The following is a 15,559-nucleotide window of genomic DNA, read 5'->3' as shown; positions in this document are numbered from 1 at the left end:
CGGGTCGGGCGGGCCCAGCGGACGGCGTTCGCCAGCACGCGCCGGATGTCCGGGTGGTGGTAGACGGGGTAGTCCTGGTCGCCGGGCGAGAAGTAGAAGACCTTCCCGAGGCCGCGGGTGTAGGTCACGCCGGAGCGGAACACCTCGCCGCCGGTGAAGGTCGACAGGAACACCGTCACCTCCGGCACCGGGATGTCGAAGTACTCGCCGTACATCTCCTGCTCGGGGATGATCAGCGGGCTGGGCACGCCCTCGGCGATCGGATGGGTGGGCGCGATCGTCCAGACCAGCTCGCGGTCGCGGTCGTTGCGCCACTTCAGCGAGCAGGTCGTGCCCATGAGCGCCTTGAAGATCGACGAGTAGTGGCCCGAGTGCAGGACCAGGATCCCCATCCCCTCCTGCACGTGCCGCAGGACGCGCTGGACGACCTCGTCCGACACCTCCTCGTGCGCGATGTGCCCCCACCACAGCAGCACGTCCGTCGTCGCGAGCGCCTCCTCGGTGAGCCCGTGCTCGGGCTCGGGGAGCGTCGCGGTGCGCACCGAGACGGCGTCGCCGAGCGACTCCGCGAGTCCGTCCGCGATGACGCGGTGGATGCCGTCCGGGTAGTGGCGCAGCACGGTCTCGTCGCCGCGGGTCTCGTGGCGGAACTCGTTCCAGACGAGGACCTCGATCGGGGCGCTCATGCGACCGCCACCTCCTGCTTCTCGGCGGCGGAGCGGTAGATCGCGTCGACCACCCGGCTGCGGTGCAGCGCGTACTCGCCGTAGTGGCCGGAGTAGCGGGGGCCGCCCGCGGGCGCGTCGGCTCCCGAGGCGATCGCCTCCAGGAACTCGGCGATGACCGAGCGGTGGTGCCCGGCGGGGACCTTCACGTCGGGGTGCGAGACGGTCGGCGCTCCGGCGACCTCGGAGTAGAGCGTCAGAGTCCCCTCCGTGGCGTAGTCGGCGATGTGGAGGCGCGCGCCCCCGGCCGAGCCGAGCAGCTCGACCTCGATGTCCTCGTCGACCTTCGAGTAGCTGGCCCAGGAGGCGTCGAGCTGGAGCGAGCGGCCGTTGTCGAGGCGCAGCAGGGCGCTCGAGAAGTCCTCCACCTCGAACGCGTGCGTGCCGGTGGCGGCGACGCCGTGCGGGCGCCCTCCGCGGCCGGAGCGGCCGATCTCGCCGTACGCGACCGCCGAGACGCTGGTCACGCGCGGCTCGTCGAGCAGGTGCAGCGCGATGTCGAGCACGTGGGAGCCGAGGTCTATCAGCGGGCCGCCGCCGGCGAGCTCCTTGCTGGTGAACCAGGAGCCGATGCCGGGGATGCCGGTGCGCCGCTGCCAGCTCGCGCGGGCGTGGTAGACGTCGCCGAGCGGTGCGTCGTCGAGGTAGTCGCGGAGGAAGGCGACGTCGGCGCGGCGGCGGTGGTTGTAGGCGATCTCGAGCACCCGGTCGTTCGTGCGGGCGGCCTCGACCATCTCGGCCGCCAGCTCGGCGGTGGTGGCGAGCGGCTTCTCGCAGAAGACGTGCTTGCCGCTCGCGAGCGCGGCCACGGCGATCGGGTGGTGCAGGTGGTTCGGGACGCCGATGGAGACGACGTCGAGGTCGTCGCGGGCGACGAGGTCCTCCCAGTCGGCGTAGAGGTCGGGGACGCCGCGGGTCGCGCCGAGTTCGTGCAGGCGCGCCTCCTCCTGGCCGGCGAGCGCGACGACGCGGGCGCCGGGCAGGGACTGGAAGGCATCGAGGTGGGTGGTGCCGGCGAAGCCGAGGCCGACGACCCCCACGCGCAGCTCAGTGGTGTTCTCTGTCATGCGCCGAGCCTACTCGAATCGATTCGAGCACTCCACGGGCGGCGTGGCTTCCTGGAGCGCCGGGCAGGCCGAGCGTCAGGCCGCGAGACGCGCCTCGAGCGCGGCGAGCGACGCGCGCAGGGCCGGCGCCTCGAGGGCGTCGCCGTCGGCGGCGGCGTGCGCGGCGGCGAACGCCTGGACCTGGCGGTGCAGCTCGACGCGGGTCCCGCCGCGGGCGACGACCGCGAGCCGCTCGGCGAGGCGCACGCCGGCGCGGACGACGAGCGGCTGCTCCATCGCGTACGAGCGCAGGGCGAGGAACACGTCGGCCAGAAGCTCGCCCGCTCGAGGCCACGGGACGACCAGGCGGACGACTCCGTCGGCGTCGGAGTAGCGGCCGCGCGCCTCCGGCCGGCCGCAGAGGTCGACGAGCGCGCTGGTCAGGGCCTCGACGGCGCCGACCGCGGTGTACGGGTCGTTCGTGCCGGTCGCGAGCCCGCGGACTCCGATCTCGACCACCTGCTGGACGGCGTAGCGGAGGTCCTGGTGCGGGGTGCGCGCGTCGGCGACGACGACCGCGGCGACCGCCTCCTCCTGGGCGACGGACCCCTCCAGGACCTCGAGCACCGGGTCTCCGACGAGGACGTGGTCGCCGGGCAGCGCGAGCACCCGGAGCCGCGCGTCGCCGCGGCGGGCCAGGGCGACCAGCCGCTCGACCTCGAGCTGCTCGACGTAGCCCCCGCGCACCGCACACAGCACGACCGGCTCGCGCCCCGCCGGCGGCAGGGCCTCCTCCGCGAGCAGGGCCTCCTCCGCGTCCGCCGGCTCCTCCCCGTCCTCCGGGTGCAGCCGCTCGATGACGTCGACGAGCTCACCGAGCACCCGCTGCTGCAGCGTCGTCACCTGCACCGACAGCGCGATGTGGTGGATGAAGTAGACGAGCACCGCGACGTCGCCCACCGCGAGCAGCACCGAGAACGAGACGGCCACCACCGGCACGAACGTCAGCGACGCGTCCTCCTCCGTGTGCACCGCGCGCAGCACGATCAGCGAGTAGAGGAACGTGGACGTGAGCACCGCCAGGACGACCTGGTTGCCGCGGTCGGCCATGAAGTTGCGGACCAGCCGGGGCCCGTAGGCGGAGGACGTGGTCGCCAGCACCGAGATCGTGATCGAGAACGAGGTCGCAGCGACGCCGAGCATCGTCCCGCCGATCGCCGAGAGGATCGCCCGGCCGCCGGTCGGCGACAGGTCCTCGATCAGGGGGATGTCGCTGACGCCGGCGCGGACCAGCAGGTGGTCGACCTCGACCAGCCCCAGCGCCAGCCCGACGGCGAGGACGCCGAACAGGGCCGGGAGGAACCAGAAGGATTCGCGGAGGTGGAGGAGCCGGGAGCGCATCCTCGAAGGCTAGAGCGGCGCCTCCTCGCGGGCCGCGCCGCCGCGGAGGCTTGCGCGCCGGGCCGGGACGTGCCGCGGTGCCTGCCGCCAAGGCGTCGTCGCGTCGAGGGCGGTCCGCACTGCGGGGCGTCGTCGCGTCGAGGGCCGTCCGCACCGCGTGAGCGTCCTCGCAACGGACGCCGGACGCACCGGAGGCGCCGACCCACGGGGATCGGCGCCTCCACCGGGCGTCAGGTGACGTTGATGAGCGTGCGCTGCCAGCCGGAGGATCCGTCGGGCGCGACCGGCGCGCGGTCCTCGATCTGGACCATGCCGTTCTTGTCGACCGCGCGGACCGCGACGTAGTGCGAGCCGGGCTGGGCGTCCCAGTCGACGAACCACTGCACCCAGGTGTCGAGGTTGACCGGGGTCGAGAGCGTCGCCTCCTGCCAGTCGCCGTTGTCGATGCTCACCTCGACCTTCTCGATGCCGATGCTCTGCGCCCAGGCGACGCCCGCGATCTTGAGAGCGCCCGAGGTGACGGGGACGCCGATCCGCGGGGTGTCGATCCGCGAGGACATCTTGATGGGGGCCTCGGCGGAGTAGCCGCGCGGGGTCCAGTAGGCCTGGTCGGCCTCGAAGGTGGTGACCTTGAGCTCGGTGAGCCACTTGGTGGCCGAGACGTAGCCGTAGAGGCCGGGCACGATCATCCGCACCGGGAAGCCGTGCTCGAACGGGAGGGGCTCGCCGTTCATGCCGACGGCGAGGATCGCGTCGAGGTTCTCGTCCGTGACCGCGGTGATCGGGGTGGACGCCGTGTAGCCGTCGCTGCTGGTCGAGAGGAGCATGTCGGCTCCGCTCTGCACGCCGGCCATCTTCAGCACGTCGCGCAGGGGGACGCCGAGCCACTTGGCGTTGCCGACGAGGTTGCCGCCGACCTGGTTCGAGACGCAGGTGAGGGTGATGCCGTACTCGTCGAGGCCCATGTCGAAGATCTGCTGGAGGTTCAGCGTCACCTCGCGGTCGACCATGCCGGTGATCTTCAGCGACCAGGCCGACGGGTCCAGGTTGGGCACGGTGAGGGCGGTGTCGACGCGGTAGAAGTCGGCGTTCGGCGTGTAGAGCGGGGTGATGCCCTCGATGTCGAGCTCGGCGCCCGCGGGGACCGAGACGGTGCTGCGCGGGGACGGCAGGCGCAGGGCGTCGCGGACACCGGCGAGGGAGGAGGTCGCCGCGTTGACCAGGCGGGCACCGGTGCCGACGACGGCCGCGCCGACGGCGGAGATCAGCGCGATGCGGAAGAAGCCGCGGCGCTCGAGGGCGCCCGGACGGGCCTCGGAGGATGTTCCCCTGGCCTCCGAGGCCCGGGCCGCACGCCAGCCGCGCAGGCGCGTGAAGAGGAGGTGCATGACGACGACGGCGACGACGAGTCCGACCAGCGTGGGCACCGCGGCGAGCGGCGACGCTCCGGTGCGGGTCACGATGGCGGCGATCGAGAGGCCGCCGGCGATCACGAGCAGCACCTGGCCGAGCGGCGGGCGGACCAGCTGGAGCACTCCGGCGATCGCGGCGGCGACGACGACCGCGGCGCCCACGCTGCCGAGCAGGAAGGTCTTGTCGTTCTCGCCGAACGTCTCGATCGCGAACTCCTTGAGCGGGCGCGGGACGATGTCGACGATGAAGGCGCCGAGCGCGAGCACGGGGCTCGCGGTGCGGGCGACCGCGAGGGCGATGAGCTCGGCGACCGCGAGGAGGACTCCGCCCGTGACGATGCCCGCGAGGGCGGCGAGCAGGAAGTAGAGAGCTCGATGCTCGCGCACGGGTGCCGCTGTCTGGTTCATGGAGGAGAGTTTTCTCCCGCGACCTGCCGTTTCCCAGGGTGTCCCTGGTTTGGTCGTGTAAGCGCCTTTTTCATAACGAACAGGTAACGTACAGCGGCGGGACCGCGGCCGGGTCGATTGAGGGGCCGACCCGGGAGGTCGGCCCGGCGTCGGCCCGGATCCGTCTCGAGATCGCCGACGGTGAGGATCGTCGACGGTGAGGATCGTCGACGGTGAGGATCGTCGACGGTGAGGATCGTCGACGCCGGTCCCGTGCGGCGGGCTCGGCGCAGGCGCGCTCGGACCCGCGCGACGGACTCGCGTCCCGCTCCCCCTCCTTGGTCCGGAGTGACGGTGCCGCGGACCGCTCGGGTCGGCTGCTCGCCGCCGCGCCTCCTCTTCCGCCGGCCCCCACGAGGGCCCGTCCGTCAGAGCGCCCCGAGGACCGGGCCGCCGAGGATCGCCTCCGCCTCGTGCCAGAGCCGCGCGCCCAGCGCCGCGTCGGTCGAGCTGGGCACGGGAGTCGCGAGCACCGGCTCCCCCGCGGCTCCGTGGCGGGGGCCGATGTAGGCGTTCCACGGCAGTGTCGGTGCGGCGACGGCGGCGACGGCGGGTCGCGCCGCGGAGTCCTTCCCCTGCACCAGGCGCGAGACCAGCGGCGCGAGGGCGGGTGCGAGGAGCCGCACGGGCAGCGGCCGCTCGTGGAGCGGCGGCCGCTCGGGGGTGAGGGCGTCGATGGCGCCGCCGGGGTGGGCGACGACGGAGCGGATCCGAGACCCCGCCTCGAGGAGGCGCCGGTCGAGCTCGAACCCCAGGATCTCCGCGGCGTGCTTGGACATCGCGTAGGCGACGCGGGGGCGGTAGGACTTCTGCGAGAGCCAGTCGTCGGGGTCGAAGGGGATCCGCCGGGTGAGCATGCTGCCGGTGCTGACGATCCGCGCGGCCGGCGCCTCCTCGAGCGCCGGCAGTGCGGAGCGCAGGAGCTCGAGGTGCGCGAGGACGTTCACGCCGACCGTCGACTCGACGCCGAAAGCGCCCGTCGCAGCGGTCCTCGGCGCGGCGATGATCCCCGCGTTGAGGACGATGCCGTCGAGGGTGCCGAGGCGCCGGAGGGCGTCCCCCGCCGACAGGATCGACTCCCGGTCGGAGAGGTCCAGCGGCAGGTGGCGGTGCAGGCCCGGCTCGGGGAGCAGCCCGATGGCCGCGAGCGCCCGAGCCTCGGAGCGGGCGGCGACGACGACCCGTGCGCCGAGGTGGGCGAGTCCCTCCGCGACGAAGAAGCCGATGCCGCCGGCGGCCCCGGTGACGACGACGGTGCGCCCGTCGAGTCGTGCGATCTCCACGCGGTCTCCCCTCGGCGCCCGAGAAGGGGCGCGGTTATCTCGGAAGGGCTCGAATTCCCTTCAATCCTTGAAGCTTCACGGTACATGCTTCAGGACTTGAAGCGATATTCTGCTCGCATGGCGACGCGACGGGACGAGCGGCTGGCGGACGCACTGGCCGCGGTCTACGACGTGGTGGCGCGCACCGACGAGGCGCTCGCTCCGGCACTGCGCGAGTACGGCATCACCGCCACGACCGCCCACCTCCTCTGGAGCATCGACCCCGACGAGCCCGCTCCGTCCATGAGCGAGGCGGCCGCCCGAGCGCACTGCACCCCTCAGAACGTCACCTTCCTCTGCCGGCAGCTCGAGGCGCGGGGACTGGTCGAGCGCCGGGTGTCGCCGACGGACCAGCGGCAGCGCGTCATCGGGATCACGCCGCTCGGCCGCGTCGCCCGCGAGCGGATCAGCGCGCTCGTCTCCGCCGACTCCCCCCTGGCGCGGAGGACCGATGCGGTGCTCGACGCCGTCGTCGAGCTGCTCGGCCCGCCGTCGGGCCTCACCGCGCGCGACGCCCCCGCCGGAGGACCGCCGCGTTCGCGGTGACGATGAGGGCGATGCCGATCCATCCGGCCGCGCCGACGTCCTGCCCGAGCACGACCGCGCCGATGAGGGCGGCCAGGACGGGGTTGGCGCTCATGAGCGTCCCGAACACGCTCGCCGGGAGCCTCCGGAGCGCGATCACGTCGGCCACGAACGGGACGGCCGTCGCCAGGACGCCGGCGCCGACCGCCAGGAGCACGGTGCCCGCGTCGGGGCGCGTCGAGACGAGCGTCCAGACGGCGACGGGCAGGAAGACGGCGGCGGAGATCCCGGTCGCCGTGGCGGTCCCCTGCGCTCCGGGCAGCCGGAGTCCGATGATCCGGTTGAGCAGGATGTACGCGGCCCAGCAGCACGCGGCCGCGAGACCGAGCGCGATCCCCAGCTGGTCGGACGAGGGCCTCGGCCCGGCGATCGCGACGACGCCCGCTCCGGCGACGAGGGAGCAGAGCGCGCTGGTCCTGCTCCGGGAGCCGAGGAGCGCGACCGCCAGCGGCCCGCAGAACTCCAGGGTCACCGCCAGCCCCAGCCCGATGCGGTCGATGGCCGCGTAGAGCGTGAGGTTCATCGCTCCGAACACGACGGCGAGGAGCAGGACGGGCCACCACTGCGCGCGGGTCAGGTCGCGGATCCGCGGCCGCACGACCGGGAGGAGGATCAGCGCGGCGACGATCTGCCGGACGGCGACCACTCCGACGGATCCCAGGACCGGGAAGGCCAGAGTCCCGGAGGCCGCCCCGAGCTGATTCGAGAGGGCGCTCGCGAGGGCGGTCGCGACGCCGACGGTCCGGCCGTCGCCGGGGAGCTGCTTCGTCATGCCGGAAGTCTGCGAGCCGTCCGGCCCCGGCTCACAATGCGTCATCGGCCCGATCGATGCGGGAACCGCATGAATAGGATTCGGTCATGGAACTGGAACTGCGCCACCTCCGGTCGTTCGTCGGCGTCGTGGACGCCGGGACCTTCACCGACGCGGGGATCGACCTCGGCATCTCCCAGACGGCGGTCTCCCGCAACGTCGCGGCGCTCGAGTCCGTCCTCGGACGAAGGCTCCTCCACCGGACGACCCGCAGCGTCGAGCTCGCGCCGGCGGGCGAGCGGGTGCTGCGGCACGCCCGCCGCGTCCTGGCCGTCGTCGACGACCTTCGCGAGGAGGCGGCGGCCGGGACGGACACGATCCGGATCGGGTACGCCTGGTCGGCTCTCGGCGAGCACACCCAGGAGTTCCAGCGCCGCTGGGCCGCGGCGCTCCCCCGCCACGAGCTGCGGCTGATCCGCTCCAACACGCCCACCGCGGGGCTCGCGGAGGGCCTCAGCGATCTCGCGATCCTCCGGCGCGGATCTCCGGCTGCGGACGTCGAGTCGGCTCTGATCGGCACCGAGAAGCGCTACTGCGCCCTGTCCGTCGACGACCCGCTCGCCGCGAAGCGCACGGTCACCCTCGCCCAGGTGGCGACCGCTCCGCTGGCGCTCGACGACCGGACCGGGAGCACCCGGCTCGACCTCTGGCCCGAGCACGACCGGCCGCGGATCACCGTCCCGACGACCGACGTCGACGACTGGCTCACGGTGATCAGCAGCGGCACCGCCCGCGGAGTGACCGCGGAGTCGACGGTGAGCCAGTACCGACGGCAGGGCCTCGCCTACCGGGTCGTCCGCGACGCCCCGCCGGTCCCCGTGCACGCCGCGTGGATCCGGAGCGACCCGCCGCCCGTCCTGGGCGACGTCATCGACCTGCTCCAGGGCCTCTACCGCGCCTCCGACTGACGACGACGGCCGCCGAGGGCGAGCCCCGGCGGCCGTCGTCGTCACGTCACCTGCAGGTGAGAGCGGAGTACGCGGCCTGCTTCGTGGTCGTCACCGCGGCTCCGTCCAGGGTGGCCGTCGCGGTCACCGTCGCCGAGCCCGCGGCCACCGAGGCGGAGCGGGTGGTGAAGGCGTGGGAGGCGCTCGACCCCGGAGCGATCCCGGTGAACGACTTCGAGCCCCAGGAGGACGCGATGGTGATCGCCGCCGGGACCTTCGCGTCGTTCCGAGCGGAGACCGTCACCACGACCCTGCCCGCCACGCAGCGGCTGGTGGCCGTCACGGTGGTCGGCACCGTCGCCGCGGAGGCGCGGACGATCGAGAGGCGGTAGGTCGCGGTGGTCCTGTGGTCCTGCGCCGACGACTCGACGACCACGCTCGTCGTGCCCGACGCCGCGAGCGGCACCGTGCGGCGGAGGGTGTCGTCGATCAGCACGCCGTCGACCTTCACCAGACCGCTGGGCACGGCCGGGTCGAGGTCGAGCGAGACGCTGGTCGTGCCGGCCGGCACCGTCAGGGTGTGGTCCCGCACCCCGGCGGCGAGCGCCGGCGAGAGCGTCCCGACGTCGGAGGAGAGCTTCGTCAGCTCCGGGTTCACCGCGTAGGTGGTCGACTCCGTGGTGTAGACCCCGAAGACGCCGCCGACGTAGCTGGACCCGGTGCCCTGGAAGCGCACCGTGACGACGGGGATCTTGCGTCCCTGCGCGTCGAGCACGTACTTCCCGCTCTGGTCGCGCTTGTAGCTGTCCTTCGCGGCGAGACCGCTGAGGATCGACGCCGGGATCCGGTCGTACTGGACGTACCAGCTCGTCGCTCCGGCCGCTCCCGAGACCACCTCGGTCTTGAGCTTCACGTCGTTGAGGTAGACGTCGAAGGTGCGTCCCGCGTCGCCGCCGTAGTAGCGGACCCCGAGGTAGTTGGCCGGCAGGGTCGGGTCGACGATCATGTCGTACTGGAAGTACGCCTCCGCCGAGCGCTCGCCGTCGCGGTAGCCCTCCCCGCGCCAGGTGCCGACTCCGGACCGCGCGGTCTTGTAGTTCTTGTCGGCCTCGCTGTTGTTGTTGTCGAACGAGGTGAGGGAGTCGATGGTCGTCTCGTCGACGCGCAGCTGCTCCTTCTGGGTCCGGATCAGCGCCTGCGCCGCGGCCGAGTCGGGCTCGATCAGGGTCATGTACGTCGCGTATCGGGCGTTGTAGAGGCTGTAGTACGGGGTGAAGACCCGGGCGGCGGACGCGGCGTCGACGTTCTTCATGCCGAAGCGCATCGTCGTGCGGCCGTTGCCGTCCGCGCCGTCGGGCAGGCGGACCAGGTTGCCGCGGACCGCGGACTTCCAGGCCGCGGAGTCCGCGACGACGACGTTCGAGTTCACGGACTTGTCGGCCGTGCCCATGCGCACCAGGACGCCGGCAACGTAGGACGCCTCGACGTTCGAGCGGTTGAGCTCGGTCGCCAGCAGCACCGGTCCGTAGCGGAACGCGGTCCAGTCGGGGTTCTCCGTGTCCGCGACCGCGCTGACCGCGGCGGGCAGCTTCCAGGTCAGCACGTCACCGGCGGCGACGGCGACCGAGACGTATCCGGCCTGGGCCGTGACGGCACGGACGGCACCGTTCACGGTGAGCGTCGGCGCTCCGTCGATCCAGGACGGCACGCGCAGCTTGAGGGTCGTGTCCGCGGCCACGGCTCCTCCGGCCAGCGCTTCGACCCTCAGGGTCGCCGTGTCCGTGCTCGGGATGTCCGCCGTCTGGGTCAGCCGGAGGTTGTTCGCGGAGGAGCGGAGGACCGAGGAGCGGAACTGGTTCACGAAGACGGTCTTCGGCTTCTCGAAGTAGATCGAGTCGCCGAGCTTGGTGAAGCTCTCGATACCCGAGCCGTGGTCGCACCAGAACTCGTCGAGCTCGTGCCCGAAGACCTTGGCGTAGCCCGCGGTCTGCGGCTGGAAGTAGGTCACCATGCCGGTGTCCGGGTTCTGCACCGAGAGGACGCCGTTGATGAACGTCTCCTCGTAGAAGTCGGCGTACTTCACGTCCTCGGTCACCTGGAACAGCGCCCGGGTGAGCTTGAGCATGTTGTAGATGTTGCAGCCCTCGGAGGTCGAGTTCTCGCCGTAGCCGGTGGTCTGGCCGTTCGTGGCGTACTCGTACAGGGTGCCGGGTGCGTGGAAGTGCTCGGACTGGCTGTTGCCGCCGTTGGCGTAGGTGTGGGTCTCGTCGACCATGCGCCAGAAGTTCTCGGCGGCACGGCGGTACATGTCGAGGTCCGACTTCTCGGCGTCGGTCAGCGTCGCGTAGAGCGCCGGGTCGTCGGTGAAGACGCGGTAGCGCTTCAGCGCGCCGATCAGCTTCGGGATGGTGGTGTTCGCGTGCAGCCCGTTGAGGACGTCCTCGTTGTCCGCCAGCTTGCGGAACAGCGCCGTCTCGTCGAAGTACTCCGCCGCGCGCTTGTGCGCCGGGTCGTGCGTGGTCTCGTAGAGGCGGTAGAGCGCCTCGTTCATCCCGCCGTACTCGGTGTTGAGGAGCTGACCGGGGTTCGCCTGACGGCCCGCCCAGGCGGTGATCCAGCTGCCGAAGCCGCCGGCGACGGTGAGCGCCTTCTGCGAGACGGCGTCGGGCGCCTGGTCGTGGGCGTCGAGGAGGCCCGCGAGCACCTTGTGCAGGTTGTAGAAGGGGACGAGCAGGCCGTCGCCGCCCGAGGGGAGGTAGCGGGTCGGGAACGGCGAGACGTAGCCGGCGTTCGCGGGGTCCTTCAGCGCGTAGGCGTCCTGGACCTTCTTCAGCCCGTCGACGGAGGCGGCGAGCTTCGCGAGCAGGGCGGCCTTCGTGGTCGGGTCCTCGGTGGTGGCGTAGGCCTGCGAGAGCGCGGACATGTAGTGGCCGAAGAAGTGGCCCTGGAACCGGGTGCCGTTCTCGCGCTCCCAGCCTCCGTATCCGCCGCTCGTGGTCGGGGCGAGCCCGGCCTCGCGGTAGAAGGAGTAGAGGAACATCTCGGGGTCGAGGCTCAGCAGGTACTCGACGGTCTGCTGCTCCCCGTTCTCGAGGTACGGGTCCTGCACGGAGACGTCGGACAGGCCGGCCTCCAGAAGGTAGTTCGACGTCTTCACTCCCCGGGGCTGCACCTGGAGAGTGTAGGTCTTCGTGACCGCGGTGCTGCCCCCGTAAGTGGCGGAGCCGGTGAGGACGACCTGCGTCGCGGAGCCGGTGGGCGGCGTGACCGAGGCCGTGCCTCCGCTGATCGCGACGGTCGCCGGGTCGGAGGAGGTCCAGCTGAGGGCGGACCCCTTCGCGCCGACGGTGGGCAGGGTGAAGCCGGTGCTGGTGCTCGCGGGCGGGGCGACCAGCTCGAGGTCGGCCCGGGCGATGCTCGCGGGGTCGAAGGAGGGGTTGCCGGCCTTCGTCAGGGCGACGACGTCGGTGGTGGTCGCGACGCCGTTGTAGAGCGCGTAGTCGTCGAGCAGGCCGCGCAGGTGCGCGCCGTTGTACTGGGGGCCGTTGAAGCCGAGGGTCTTCGTCGAGGTGCTCTCGGAGCCGAGGACGCCGGATGCGGAGGAGGACGGCGCGGTCTTGACGACGGCGGTCTGCTTCACCCCGTTGCGGTAGAAGGCGACGGCCTTGGTGCTCTTGTCGTACGTGGCGACCACGTGCGTCCACTCCCCCGCGGGGAAGAAGCCGGAGCGGGCGGTCTCGACGGCGACCTTGTACGGCTGACCGCCGGACGGGCCGATCGAGAGGGCGAGCGGAGTGCCGTCGCCCTCGGAGGTGAGGTACCAGCCGTCGGAGTTGTAGGCGGTCTTGTTCCAGGTGAAGACCTGCTCACCGGTCATCGCGCTGGTCGGCTTGTACCAGAACGAGACGGTGAGGTCGGCGGGCTGCAGCGCCGCCGCAGTGCCGAGCGAGATCGCGTTCGATCCGGTGAACTCGAACGCCCGGCCGTTCAGGCCGGTGCCGTAGGAGGCGGTGCCCTTCTGCATCCCGAGGGCGGTACCACGACCGCTGGTGTCGGCGAGCGACCCGTCGAACGGGAGCTCGAGCACCTTCGCGGCGTCGAGCGAGGTGGTGGGGGCGGCCTGGGCCGTGGGGCCGACCGACAGGAGACCCGCCGTCAGCGCCATCACCGCCACGGTGGCCAGGGGGAGTCGTCGTCTCATTCGTGAGGCCTCTCGTCGTTGAGAAATCCGGCCCAGGGGGGCGGGCCGCCTCGAATGTTACCGTTAACAATAGTTTTCGGTGAGGTTTCGGTGAGAGGTCTGACAGGGTCCTCCGGCGCTCAGCGGCGCCGGTCCAGAGCCGCCCGGAGGTACGGAGCGGTGCGGCTGCCCGCGGCCTCGGCGACCTCCTCCGGAGTGCCCGTCGCGACCACCGAGCCGCCGGCCCGGCCCGCCCCCGGGCCGAGGTCCACGACCCAGTCCGCGTCGGCGACGACGCGCATGTCGTGCTCGACGACGATCACCGTGTTGCCCGCGTCGACCAGGTGCTGCAGGTGCTCGAGCAGGCGGTCGGCGTCGGCGGGGTGCAGGCCCGACGTCGGCTCGTCGAGCAGGTAGAGCGTGTCCCCGCGCTGGGCGCGACGCAGCTCCGAGGCGAGCTTCACCCGCTGCGCCTCTCCCCCGGACAGCTCGGGCGCCGGCTGGCCGAGCGAGACGTAGCCGAGCCCCACGTCCACCAGCGCGTCGAGGTGGCGGGCGACCTCGCGGTCCTCGGCGAAGGCCTCGCGCGCGTCGGCGACGCTCAGCGCGAGGACGTCGGCGATCGTCCGGCCGCCGAGGGTGACCTCGAGGGTCTCGTCGTTGTACCGGGTGCCGCCGCACGCCGTGCAGGGCGCCTCGACGGTCGGGAGGAACAGCAGCTCCACCTCCACGGACCCCTCGCCCTTGCAGACGGGGCAGCGCCCGCTGGGCAGGTTGAAGGAGAATCGGCTCGCCGAGAAGCGGCGGCGCTTCGCCTCCGGAGTGGCCGCGAAGAGCGTCCGCACCCGGTCGAACAGGCCCGTGTAGGTCGCGACGTTCGAGCGCGAGGTCCGGCCGATCGGTGTCTGGGTCACCTGCACCACGCGGCGCAGGCGGTCCGCGGGCCCGGAGGCGGTGCCGCGGGTCGCCGCCGCGGCCGCGTCGAGCAGCGGGTCCGCCTCCCCGCCCTCCTCCGCCGGCACGTCCTCGGCGACGTCGGCGCGGAGCGAGGCGCGCAGCAGATCGGGCAGCGCCTGGTTCACGAGCGTCGACTTGCCCGATCCGGAGACGCCGGTGACCGCGGTGAGAACCCCGACCGGGAACGCGACGGAGAGGTCGTCGAGGGTGTGCCGCGAGACGCCGGCGAGCTCGATCCACTGCTCAGCCGTGCGGCGGGAGCGCAGCGGCGCCGGGTCGCCCTCGGGGAAGAGGTAGCGGCGGGTGACGGAGTCGCGGGCGCCCGGCAGGCCGTCGAGCGGTCCGGAGTAGACGACGGTGCCGCCTCCGGACCCCGCGCCCGGACCGATGTCGACGATCCAGTCGGCCTCGCGGATGACGTCGAGGGAGTGCTCGACGAAGAAGACGGTGTTGCCGGTCGCCCGCAGGGTCCGCAGGATGCCGAGCAGCGCCTCCGTGTCGGCGGGGTGCAGGCCCGTGGACGGCTCGTCGAGCACGAAGACGACGCCGAAGAGGCGCGAGAGCACCTGCGTCGCGAGGCGCATCCGCTGGAGCTCCCCCGAGGAGAGCGTCGGCGTGGAGCGGTCGAGCGAGAGGTGGCCGAGGCCCAGGTCGACGATCGGCGCGAGGCGGGCGACGAGGTCCTCGACCAGCCGCTGCGCGGCCAGGCGGGTCTGCGGAGCGCCGTCGGCCGGGGTCCAGCCGGGCTCCAGCACGCGCCGCGCGACGACGACCAGCTCCTCGAGCGGGAGCGCCGACAGCTCGGTGATGTCGAGCCCCTCGAAGGTGACGGCGAGCGCGTCGGGCTTCAGCCTCCGGCCGCCGCACACCGGGCAGGCGACGCTGACGACGAACGAGGCCGCGCGCTCGCGCATCCGGGCGCTCTTCGAGCCGGCGAAGGTGTCGAGCACGTAGCGGCGCACCCCGAGGAACGTGCTCATGTAGCGCGGCTCGTCCCCGGCGGCCACGGACGCGCGCACCTCCGCGGGAGAGCGGTCGGTCCACACGGGGACCTGCGGGGAGTCGGGAGTGTGCAGGATCCAGTCGCGGTCCTCCGCGGGCAGGTCGCGCCACGGAGCGTCGATGTCGTGTCCGAGCGAGATCAGGCTGTCGCGCAGCTGCTTGCCGTGCCAGGCGGTCGGCCAGGCGGCGAGCGCTCCGTCGCGGATCGAGAGCGAGTCGTCCGGCACCATCAGCTCGTCGGGGACGTCGTAGACCCGGCCGATGCCGTGGCAGCTCGGGCAGGCGCCCTGCACGGTGTTGGCCGAGAAGTCCTCCGCGAGCAGCATCGGCGCGCCCTCGGGGTAGGCGCCGATGCGCGAGAACACCATCCGCACCACGCTCGAGAGCGTCGTCGCGCTGCCGACCGTGGAGCGGGCCGAGCCTCCGGAGCGCCGCTGCGGGAGGGCGACGGCCGGCGGCAGGCCCTCGATCGAGTCGACGTCCGGCACGCCGACCTGGTCGATCAGCCGCCGCGCGTAGGGGGCGACCGACTCGAAGTAGCGGCGCTGCGCCTCCGCGTAGAGCGTGCCGAAGGCGAGCGAGCTCTTGCCCGATCCGGAGACCCCCGTGAAGGCGACGAGGGCGTCGCGCGGCACGTCGACGTCGATGCTCCGGAGGTTGTTCTCGCGGGCGCCGCGCACGCGGACGCGGTCGAGGGGGTCGGTGGTTCCAGGCGCGCTCATCCGTACAGCCTGCCGTGCCGGGATGTGGGGCGGCCGCCGCGGAGCTCCGAGGCGCTCGACGC

General features: G+C 72.5%; 10 protein-coding genes. 2 read left to right on the top strand and 8 right to left on the bottom strand.

Features of this window, described 5'->3' with window-relative positions; genetic code table 11:
* From C5D66_RS15425 to C5D66_RS15405, 5 genes are all read right to left on the bottom strand, one after another.
* The coding region (locus C5D66_RS15425) for a ThuA domain-containing protein (protein ID WP_104326986.1) at positions 1-686 on the bottom strand (686 nt) is incomplete at its 3' end.
* Positions 683-1,792: a Gfo/Idh/MocA family protein gene (locus C5D66_RS15420; protein ID WP_104255629.1), complete on the bottom strand. Its 1,110-nt coding sequence runs from the start codon at positions 1,790-1,792 to the stop codon at positions 683-685. The genes C5D66_RS15425 and C5D66_RS15420, both read right to left, overlap by 4 nt.
* Positions 1,793-1,867: 75 nt before the next feature.
* A complete protein-coding gene (locus C5D66_RS15415) occupies positions 1,868-3,172 on the bottom strand; it encodes a DUF2254 domain-containing protein (protein WP_104255628.1) in 1,305 nt (434 codons plus the stop codon).
* A gap of 230 nt (positions 3,173-3,402) precedes the next feature.
* Positions 3,403-4,992 (bottom strand): molybdopterin-dependent oxidoreductase, encoded by a 1,590-nt coding sequence (locus tag C5D66_RS15410; RefSeq protein WP_104226578.1) that lies wholly within the window; start codon positions 4,990-4,992, stop codon positions 3,403-3,405.
* A 407-nt stretch (positions 4,993-5,399) separates the two neighbouring features.
* Entirely contained in the window at positions 5,400-6,314 is a 915-nt protein-coding gene (locus tag C5D66_RS15405) for an SDR family NAD(P)-dependent oxidoreductase (RefSeq protein ID WP_104255627.1), read from the bottom strand.
* A 117-nt stretch (positions 6,315-6,431) separates the two neighbouring features.
* Between C5D66_RS15405 and C5D66_RS15400 the strand changes: the two genes are divergently transcribed.
* On the top strand, positions 6,432-6,899 hold the full coding sequence (locus C5D66_RS15400; RefSeq protein ID WP_181028737.1) for a MarR family winged helix-turn-helix transcriptional regulator: 468 nt from the start codon (positions 6,432-6,434) through the stop codon (positions 6,897-6,899).
* Here the strand turns inward: C5D66_RS15400 and C5D66_RS15395 are convergent.
* Complete coding sequence (locus tag C5D66_RS15395) at positions 6,853-7,710, bottom strand: DMT family transporter (RefSeq protein ID WP_104255625.1); 858 nt, start codon at positions 7,708-7,710, stop codon at positions 6,853-6,855. The two genes, C5D66_RS15400 and C5D66_RS15395, sit on opposite strands and share 47 nt — an antisense overlap.
* A gap of 86 nt (positions 7,711-7,796) precedes the next feature.
* Here C5D66_RS15395 and C5D66_RS15390 point away from each other — a divergent pair, with 86 nt between their 5' ends.
* Positions 7,797-8,657 carry a LysR family transcriptional regulator gene (locus C5D66_RS15390; RefSeq protein ID WP_104255624.1) on the top strand — a complete coding sequence of 287 codons (861 nt, stop codon included), beginning with the start codon at positions 7,797-7,799 and terminating at the stop codon, positions 8,655-8,657.
* 46 nt (positions 8,658-8,703) lie between these two features.
* Here the strand turns inward: C5D66_RS15390 and C5D66_RS15385 are convergent, their stop codons facing one another.
* Both C5D66_RS15385 and C5D66_RS15380 read right to left on the bottom strand, forming a co-directional pair.
* Positions 8,704-12,837 carry a beta-L-arabinofuranosidase domain-containing protein gene (locus tag C5D66_RS15385; protein WP_104255623.1) on the bottom strand — a complete coding sequence of 1,378 codons (4,134 nt, stop codon included), beginning with the start codon at positions 12,835-12,837 and terminating at the stop codon, positions 8,704-8,706.
* Between the two features lie 119 nt (positions 12,838-12,956).
* Entirely contained in the window at positions 12,957-15,497 is a 2,541-nt protein-coding gene (locus tag C5D66_RS15380) for an excinuclease ABC subunit UvrA (protein ID WP_104255622.1), read from the bottom strand.
* Positions 15,498-15,559 lie beyond the last annotated feature (62 nt).

This window comes from Rathayibacter sp. AY1B4, from assembly GCF_002932815.1.
GTDB lineage: Bacteria > Actinomycetota > Actinomycetes > Actinomycetales > Microbacteriaceae > Rathayibacter.
The sequence above is the reverse complement of the archived record's forward strand: the minus strand, read 5'-3'. Positions and strand labels throughout refer to the sequence as shown.

Excerpts from the sequence above, each read along its gene's own strand:
- C5D66_RS15420 (WP_104255629.1), bottom strand. The coding sequence starts at position 1,792 with ATGACAGAGAACACCACTGAGCTGCGCGTGGGGGTCGTCGGCCTCGGC.
- C5D66_RS15415 (WP_104255628.1), bottom strand. The coding sequence starts at position 3,172 with ATGCGCTCCCGGCTCCTCCACCTCCGCGAATCCTTCTGGTTCCTCCCG.
- C5D66_RS15410 (WP_104226578.1), bottom strand. The coding sequence starts at position 4,992 with ATGAACCAGACAGCGGCACCCGTGCGCGAGCATCGAGCTCTCTACTTC.
- C5D66_RS15400 (WP_181028737.1), top strand. The coding sequence starts at position 6,432 with ATGGCGACGCGACGGGACGAGCGGCTGGCGGACGCACTGGCCGCGGTC.
- C5D66_RS15395 (WP_104255625.1), bottom strand. The coding sequence starts at position 7,710 with ATGACGAAGCAGCTCCCCGGCGACGGCCGGACCGTCGGCGTCGCGACC.
- C5D66_RS15390 (WP_104255624.1), top strand. The coding sequence starts at position 7,797 with ATGGAACTGGAACTGCGCCACCTCCGGTCGTTCGTCGGCGTCGTGGAC.
- C5D66_RS15385 (WP_104255623.1), bottom strand. The coding sequence starts at position 12,837 with ATGAGACGACGACTCCCCCTGGCCACCGTGGCGGTGATGGCGCTGACG.
- C5D66_RS15380 (WP_104255622.1), bottom strand. The coding sequence starts at position 15,497 with ATGAGCGCGCCTGGAACCACCGACCCCCTCGACCGCGTCCGCGTGCGC.